We start from the raw sequence: 8,114 nt of genomic DNA on the forward strand, positions 1-8,114 counted from the left end.
GAGAGAGCGCCACACAACCGCCTCAAACACAGTAGAAAGGGACTCCCTCCCCTTGGGGAGGGCATGGGGAGGGGCTTTTGGGGTTGTGGCTGGGGCTTTCCCTTTTACCTCCCCGCCCTCTCAATCATCTCACTGATATGCTGGGAGAAATGAGCGTCGGCAGATAGCTGCTCTATGGTGATGTGCATACGGTACCGCCAATAGTGATGGGGATTGGCGGGGATGTTGATGCGCTCGCCGTTGGGGTCGAGCAACCGCAGACGGTCGTCGAGAGCAAGCCAGTCTTGCAGGCTCAACACACAGAGCATCGAGGGCGAGGCGAGATGGGCGGCTACCACCTCCTCTGCCAACGACGCAGGCATGGGGTGAGGCGCCTCGCCATCGTGGTGGAGCACAGAGGCATAATAGTCTTGCGTGCGCAGCGGGTCCTCGTCCCACCACTGACGCAGAGGCGCCATATCGTGCGACGAGAAGGTGCAGACCGAACGGTAGGGATAGCGGCTCACATCGGCAAAGCGCGTGGAAGCCTTGGGCATGGTCTGTATCTCCAGACTCAGGATGCGCAACTGCTCCATCACGGGCGCCACACACGACGGCACCATGCCCAGGTCTTCGGCACAGGCGAGCATGTGGGTGGCCTCGATGAGCGGCGGCAACTTCTTCATCGCCTCGCCATACCAGAAACCGTTGTTGCGGTGGTAGTAGAAGTCGTCGTAGAGACGGTCGAAGGCGCGACGGCTGGCATCGGAGAGACGGCGGTAAGCCCAGGTCTTGCGGGCTAAGATGCGGGGGTGATAGGTACCCGCCACGCGGTGGTCGGCGAGGAAGAGCACATCGTCGACGAGGGTGTAGAGCCCGTCGAGGAGCTGACTGTCGCAGCGGCCAGCCTCGACGAGGTCGGCTATCTTGCGCTCGGTGTCGTAGTCGGCACGCAGCGTGTAGGTACCGTTGCCCACAGCGTCGAGGCAGTAGTGGCGCACGCTCCCGGCACGGTCGCCGAAAAGGGTATCGACCATGTCGTCGGTGATGACGGGGGCGAGCATGGCAGTAGAGAAATGGAGCCCATAGGACTCTATCTCCTCGGGCGTAAACGCCAGCGCCGGGGCAAACTGTCCGAGCAGTCCGCGCACGGCGTGGATGGGTATCTCCCAGATGCGGAAGAAGCCAAGGACATGGTCTATGCGGTAGGCGTCGAAGTAGTATGCCATATTGGTGAAGCGGCGGTTCCACCACTGGCAGCCGTCGTCGAGCATGGCCTGCCAGTTGTAGGTGGGGAACCTCCAGTTCTGCCCATCTACGGCAAAATCATCGGGTGGAGCGCCCGCCTGACCGTCGAGACAGAAGTAGCCGGGCTCCATCCACACATCGCAACTCTGGCGGTGTACGCCGATGGGTATGTCGCCCTTGAGGATGACGCCACAGCGGCGCGCATGGTCGTGGGCTGCCGTCATCTGGGTATGCAGGATGTACTGTACGAAGTAGTAGTAAGCCACCTCGGCATACTCGGCGGTGCCAGGGGTGGAGAGGGCTGCGCGATCGGCCTCATCCCACGCCGTGTGACCATGCCAACGGCTGAAGTCGGTGGTGCGCGTGGTGTCGCGGAGCCTGCAATACTGGGCGTAGGGCACCAGCCACTGGGCAGCCTCGTCAAAGAAGGTGCGGAAGGCGTCGGTGGCCATCATCTCTGCACCCTCCTGGTCGTAGAGTTCATGGAGATAGGCTTCCTTGGCCTGCATCATGCGCTCATAGTCTATCTGCTGAATCCCGTTGAGCTGCTGCTGCAGACGGGCATAGTGGTCGCGGCGGCTGGCAGAGGCAAGCGGCGGCAGCTGGCGCAAGTCGGCATACTGCGGATGCAAGGCAAAGACGCTGATGCAGCTGTAGGGATAGCTGTCGGTCCAGGTGTGGGTCACGGTGGTGTCGTTGATGGGCAGCACCTGCAGCACCCGCTGTCCGGTGGAAGCCACAAAGTCGACCATCGCCGAGAGGTCGCCGAAGTCGCCCACACCGAAGCTGCCCTCGGAACGGAGCGAGAAGACGGGAATGAGGGTGCCTGCCACGCGCTCGTCGGAGAGGGGATAGAACGACTGGTCGAGCTCGTAGACCGCAAGCCCGGAGGCAGGGGTGACGGTGAGATGGCGGTTGGGGCATTCTTCCCAGATGGGGGAAGAAGAGTCGTCGGGGATGATGACAAACTTGAACTCGAGGTGGGTGTCGGTGAGCAGGTCGGCGGCTATCTCTGCCACCCACTCGTTGTACCCGTGCTCGGTCATGGGTATGCCCTGCTGCGGGTTCCACTCGCCGAGGATGCGGTCGGAGCCGGTGAGCACCAGCCGGTGGCCCGAGCGCAACTGCGGGGCTCGGCATACCAGTCGCACGCAGCGGTCGCCGGGCGAATGGACGGGGTGTACGGGATGGGGATGGAGACACTCGGTAAACGCCGAGCTGTATCTATAGGTGTCGTGGGGCATGTCTATCCATCGGCAATAGACCCTCACCGAGGTCTGCGGGCGTCGCGGCAGGTCGAGACGATGACGGATGGTGGTCCACTCGCGCCTCAGCGTGGTGCCGGCATGCTCGATGGTGAAGAAATAGTCGGCCGCGTCGGCAGTCCATGCGTCGGCGTTCCAGTCGAAGGTCCAGTGGGCATTGTCATCGGTATTCATAAGATGACGGTGGAGGGTGACGCCGTCGGCGGCATCGACAATATTGATTGCTACCTGTTCGCTGGCGTAAACGTAATACTCGATGTGAAAGATTATGTCCATGAGAGAGGTTCAGATTAGGTTGAAAAAAGACGGCGGCGGACGCCATCTGCACCACAAGTACAGACAGCATCCTCCGCCGGTTATATTATAATAAGGTACATATTTACTTGCCCATCACTTTGACAGTAGTGCCGTCGGCATAGCGGATGATGTAGAGCTGGCCGGGCTGCATGGCACTTACCTTCTGTCCGTTGATGTTATACACAGCCACCACCTGGTCATGTCCACCAGCCGTGGCAGAGTCTATGCCATTGGTCACCGTGGGGTCTACGGTGTACTTGAGGGTATAGACGGTATGGCGCTGCAGGTCGTCGCCGAAAGCCACGAGGCTGATGGTGCGTGCAGCCTTGTTGACAAAGGTTGCGGTGGTATAGCCTGGGGCTGTGGGCACAACCACATCGGCTGTGGGCTCTTCGGGCACACGGATGTCATAGTCGCTGACGGCGGGGTCGAAGTTCTGGACCTCATTGCCGAAGACACGTATGCCGCGCACCTTGGGCAGATAGACCAGCTCGAGGTCGTCGATATAGAACTCGTCGCCGGCACTACCCTTACCGGGGTGGGCATTGGTAGACATGGTGACCAAGATGGCGCACGCCTCGGCACGGTTGGCCTCATAGGTGGCGTAGTCGAAGGGGATGGACAGGCGTACCCACTCGTTCTGGCTGGTGATGAGGGTGTCGGTAGCTTTGGCCACGATGTTGTCGTACTCCTTGTCCTGTGGGTCCTGGTATCGGGTGCCGTCGGTGATGACCGCATTGAGGCTGGCATGGGGGTCGTCGGGCTGGGCTACAGCCTGGCGGAACTTGACCCAGACGCCCAAAGAGTCGGGGCGGCCGGCGAGCCTGGTGTAGAAGGGATCTCCATGGCCATCCTTGTCGGCATTGGTGAGGTCGAGGAAGGCGTGGTTGAGCGGAGAAGTGGCAGAGAGGTCACCGGCATTCATGCGGCCGGTGGTGATAGTGCCGTTGGCTACGATACCAAAGATGCTGGTGGCCTTGACGAGGATGCTCGACTTGCCGACAGTGCCGGGGCGCACATCTTTGCTGACACTGGTGTGGATGTCGCTGAAGGCATTCTGCGTAGAGGCATACATGCCAGTGGCGCTGAGGAAGGAGTGCCAGTGGTTGGGCTCATAGCCCGACTTGCTGCCCGACTTCTCGATGTGGAAGTCCTCGAAGCCCGAGTTGGGAATCTGCAGAACGGTCGAGTTGAAGAGCACGTCGATATCCAGACCCATCGTGGCAAAGGGGATGTGGATGCTGGCACGGAGAGCATTGCCCTTGAGGCTGGCCTTGAGTTTGACGGGTATAGGGGTAACGCTGAGAGCGGGACCGAGCCACATCTGGTCGGGGTCGCTGCCAGGGGCTATGGTTATCTGCTGGGCAGCGCTGAGGATGGTCTCGCCGTTGCTCTCGACAGCCTCGACGTTCTGCATGTCGATGGTGCCCACGTAGAGTTTGCCGTCGCCGTTGGGCATCACGAAGTCAGCGAGCTTAAGTTCATACTTGCCGTCATCCTGACGTATTACCTCAATATTGGCCTGCTGATAACTGGAAGGGGTGCCGTTGAGCACCACGGACAGACCGCCCTTATAACCGGTGGCTGTCGCACCAATAGTGCAGGCCAGGGCAGCACAAAGTGTAAGTAGTTTTTTCATCATAATCGTGTGTTTAGAATATTTATTCTGTTATTACTTGAGTCTGTAGATGACACCCACGGTGCCGAAGATGGGATAGAGTGTCTGCTCGATGGTGTGAAACGAACTGCGGTGTACGCCCGTGACGCCCCACGCCAGGTCGGCATAGACGCCCCAGCGGTGGTGGAACTGCCAGTCGGCACCGAGGTTGACACCCAGCTGCAGATGGCGCATCTGGTCGCTGAAATCGTAGGTTCCCCAAGAGTCGGGCGTATTGCCCAGCTCGATGCGGGTGCCGGTGGGATCGCCCTCGCGCAGATAGCCGTCGTAGACATGGCCTTTGAAGACGCGCGTGGAGACATAGGAGATGTAGGGGCCACACTTGAGCAGCACATTACCGATACGGAAGGTGGCATTGACGGGCACGGTGAGCATCCACTCCTCGCACTCGGTGACCAGATTGCCGGTGTAGACGCCCTCGATGCGGTCGCCGTCCTTGGTCATCTCCATGTGGTAGTTCTTGACGGTGGCGTCGATCTTCATCGCCTTGTTCTCGAGGTGGAGACCGGTGAGCAGACCCCACGAGCCCCACATGTCGCGCTGGACATCGATGCCCAGAGAGAAGTTGGGCTTGAAGTAGAACTTGTTCATCTTGCGGATGGTGGCAGGCATGCCTATGGGCGCCGTGCCACCGATGTTGTAGCCCAGACGGACGGTGTAATTGAGGCTGTCGGGCAGGCTGATGGCGCTGGCGGTGAGCGCCAGGGTCATGAGCAGGGTGAGTATGGTGATTTTCTTCATTGTCGTTGTCATTGGATGTATGGATGGGGGTTACTCCTGGGTCTCACAGATGAGACGCACCTTGTCGATGTCGAGGGTGCTGCCTATGGCGCCCTGGAAGTAGGCTCCGTCGGCACTCGATGAGAAGACGATGGCAAGGCTGTAGCCGCGGTTCTCGAGCAGGTCAAGGTCTATCTCAGAGAGATAGGTGAAGTCTACGCTGAAGGGGGTCCACTGGGTGGTGGGGGGCACCTCGGACATGATGGCCTTGGCGACGATGAGCGGGCTGGTCTGCACGTTGGCACCATTGAGGGTCACGGCATTGCCATTGCCATCATGGTTGCGATAGAAGATAGCGTAGATGTCGGCGACATCCTTCTTGCCCTCGACGGGAGAGCCATCGACATTCTGGAAGGTGGGACCGGGGGTATAACGATAGTAACCACTCAACTGCTTGGGACGCTTGTCAAACGGACGGCCGAAGCGAGTGGCGTTGAGGGGTTCCTGAAGGGCACCGAGGGGGTCAAACTCACCAAGGAAGAGGTTGCCCGCGGCGATGCGCTTGTTGAGCGTCTGCGCCAGGGCGCCGGTCTTGCGCGTGACGAGGCGCACAGCCTTGCCTTCGAAACCATCTTCAAGAGGAATGGTGGGATATTCGAGGGGGGCGGCATTGGAGTTGGAGACATTGAAGCCGCCATTGCCCGATGCCCAGATGTCGGTCATCACGCCATGCTCCTCGTCGCTCCAGACATAGTACTTGTTCTTGCTGTTGAGACGATAGTTTTCAAAGTCATAGCTATACTCGTCGCTCACGGTCTGGGTGACAGGGACGACAGACACCGTGTAGTCGCGGTGCCAGGCGCCATCCTCAGAGGTGACACGATAGACGACAGGGCCCTGGGAGAAATCGTGGACGCTGCCGTTGGCGGGAGTCATGACGGCTCCGGGAGTAATGGCAAAGTGGGGGGCAAGGGCGGTGATGTCGGCCTTGCGGCGGACGGTGAAGCGGATGTCGGTCTTGTCGGAAATGACATAGACAAGACTGTCGCTCGCCTGGTAAAACATGGCGGAGGGGTCGTCGGCATGTATCCATGCTTGGACGATGTCGCACTCGGCATTGGGAGCCTCGTCTTTGAAGCAAGAGGTGAGCGTGAGCAAACTCAGGCATCCCCATAGGATATGACTTTTATTCATTTTCGCTCTATTATAACGATTATTGTGATGCAAATTTACGAAATAATAGTGTTTGCCCGAAATAAAAATGGAGATAAATAAAAATATTGGCCGTTAAAAAGTTTTCATCCGTACCATTTGCTTAGTAGACTTGGCAATTAGGGATATAAATGGAGATGGAACGGATGCGGAGATATGGGCGGAGGATGACTGCAGGATGACTGGACATGACGAGTTTGTGGCGTTTTCCACTTTTTTAACCATCGCCATAGCGGCGAGGCAGAAAGAAATGGCTACTTTTGCACCTATAATAATATAAGGTATGAAGACAAGAATAATCACAATCATGGTGGCACTGATGGCGGTAATAGCCCATGCCACGGCACAAGATTTGGACGAGAAGTATGCCACCGACCTGCTCAAGGCTGGCACCAAAGCCCCCGACATGAGGGTGGGCACCGGCAAGGACGGCAAGGCGGTAAGGCTGAGCGACCTGAAGGGCAAGTATGTGCTTATCAACTTCTGGGCATCATGGTGTCCCGACTGCCGAAGGGAGACTCCGGCGCTGCAGCGGTTGTGGCAGAAGTACGGGGAGAAAGGTCTGCAGATAGCGGGTATATCCTATGACACCAACAGAGAGGCTTGGCAGAAGTATATCGCTGACAACAAGATGGTGTGGTGGCAATATAGCGAACTGAAGAAGTGGAAGAAGGAGACCCAGAGCGACCGGCTGTATCACATCAACTGGATTCCGACGCTCTATCTCATCGCTCCCGACGGACGGGTGGTACTCGCCACGGTGATGATGGACAAGGTGGAGGCTGAACTGGCCAAAGCCTTGGGCGACTGACACGGCAAGCAACCGACAGACGACAGCTCGCCGACGCCGCAGCGACACCGCCACGGCGGGGAAGGCAAGCGCCAGCAAGACAAGACAAAGAGGGCAACCCTCACCCACAGGCTCGGAGCCTGCAGGGGTGATGGTTGCCCTCAAAGGTTTATGTCAGAAAAGGTCTACGGCTTACAGCAGACCTGCCACAGTGGCTGCGTCGGCTTGTTCGTAGACAGAAAGAGAGGTAACGGGAGTGGCGACGAAGTTGCTGTAGCGGAAGAGCTGCATGGCAGCAAACTGGTGGTCGGCAGAGAGGCACACCTCGAGACGCAGATTGCCGATGTCGTGGCTCTTGAGGGTCTTCACGTTGCGGGCGGCATCGGCGAGGGCTGCGCCGGTAAGGGGGAGCAGCTGCTTGAGCTTGTCTTCCTCCTGGGCGGAATACTCGTAGACGCTGGAGGATATCTTGCTGCCGGTGGGCACATAGACTGCCTTGCTGGAGAGTCCGAAGAGGGTGCTGACGGTGTTGATACGGGGATCGCTGAGCAGCTGGCTGCCCATAGTGAGATTTTTGATATTTGCCATAATAGTCTTGTTGTTTATTTATGTAATGATAATTGTTATTGGTGGACGCGTAGCAGGCTTGGGGGCTGTCGGCATCCATGGCGGCACGGCTCGCAAAGCCACGCCAAGGGGTGGAATATAAATAAGGGGAAACGGCGACGCGACAGCCGCACACGGCAAGGCAGCAAGTGGGACACAGGCTGGGCAGGCGGCGGTGGACACGTCGGCATCAAGACTAAAAGGGTCAGCGAAGGGAGGGGCGGGGGGGGGATAGAATAATAGTGGACCCGGGCTGGGGGGGACTGGCCCTTGGAAAGACGCCGCAGCAACCATCTGTCTCTTTTTCACATCCCCACCT

The 8,114-nt window shown here is 58.6% G+C and carries 7 protein-coding genes; 2 read left to right on the forward strand and 5 right to left on the reverse strand.

Annotation, left to right across the window (positions count from 1 at the left end):
• Nucleotides 1–104 precede the first annotated feature (104 nt).
• From CIK87_RS07285 to CIK87_RS07300, 4 genes are all read right to left on the reverse strand, one after another.
• The gene (locus tag CIK87_RS07285; protein WP_094386647.1) at nucleotides 105–2,768 is read right to left on the reverse strand and encodes a 4-alpha-glucanotransferase; all 2,664 of its coding nucleotides are present in this window, start codon (nucleotides 2,766–2,768) and stop codon (nucleotides 105–107) included.
• 103 nt (nucleotides 2,769–2,871) lie between these two features.
• Nucleotides 2,872–4,431, reverse strand: a complete 1,560-nt coding sequence (locus CIK87_RS07290; protein WP_094386648.1) for a calycin-like domain-containing protein — start codon at nucleotides 4,429–4,431, stop codon at nucleotides 2,872–2,874.
• Nucleotides 4,432–4,461: 30 nt separating this feature from the next.
• On the reverse strand, nucleotides 4,462–5,208 hold the full coding sequence (locus CIK87_RS07295; RefSeq protein ID WP_094386649.1) for an outer membrane beta-barrel protein: 747 nt from the start codon (nucleotides 5,206–5,208) through the stop codon (nucleotides 4,462–4,464).
• A gap of 30 nt (nucleotides 5,209–5,238) precedes the next feature.
• A complete protein-coding gene (locus tag CIK87_RS07300; protein WP_094386650.1) occupies nucleotides 5,239–6,381 on the reverse strand; it encodes a PCMD domain-containing protein in 1,143 nt (380 codons plus the stop codon).
• A gap of 130 nt (nucleotides 6,382–6,511) precedes the next feature.
• On the opposite strand from CIK87_RS07300, the gene CIK87_RS14350 reads away from it, so the two are divergent.
• Both CIK87_RS14350 and CIK87_RS07305 read left to right on the forward strand, forming a co-directional pair.
• Entirely contained in the window at nucleotides 6,512–6,679 is a 168-nt protein-coding gene (locus tag CIK87_RS14350; protein WP_158216217.1) for a hypothetical protein, read from the forward strand.
• A 3-nt stretch (nucleotides 6,680–6,682) separates the two neighbouring features.
• The gene (locus tag CIK87_RS07305) at nucleotides 6,683–7,210 is read left to right on the forward strand and encodes a TlpA disulfide reductase family protein (RefSeq protein WP_094386651.1); all 528 of its coding nucleotides are present in this window, start codon (nucleotides 6,683–6,685) and stop codon (nucleotides 7,208–7,210) included.
• 171 nt (nucleotides 7,211–7,381) lie between these two features.
• On the opposite strand, the gene CIK87_RS07310 is transcribed toward CIK87_RS07305, so the two are convergent.
• The gene (locus tag CIK87_RS07310) at nucleotides 7,382–7,777 is read right to left on the reverse strand and encodes a hypothetical protein (RefSeq protein ID WP_094386652.1); all 396 of its coding nucleotides are present in this window, start codon (nucleotides 7,775–7,777) and stop codon (nucleotides 7,382–7,384) included.
• Between the last annotated feature and the right edge of the window lie 337 nt (nucleotides 7,778–8,114).

It is taken from the genome of Prevotella sp. P5-64, assembly GCF_002251285.1.
In the GTDB taxonomy this organism is placed as follows: domain Bacteria; phylum Bacteroidota; class Bacteroidia; order Bacteroidales; family Bacteroidaceae; genus Prevotella.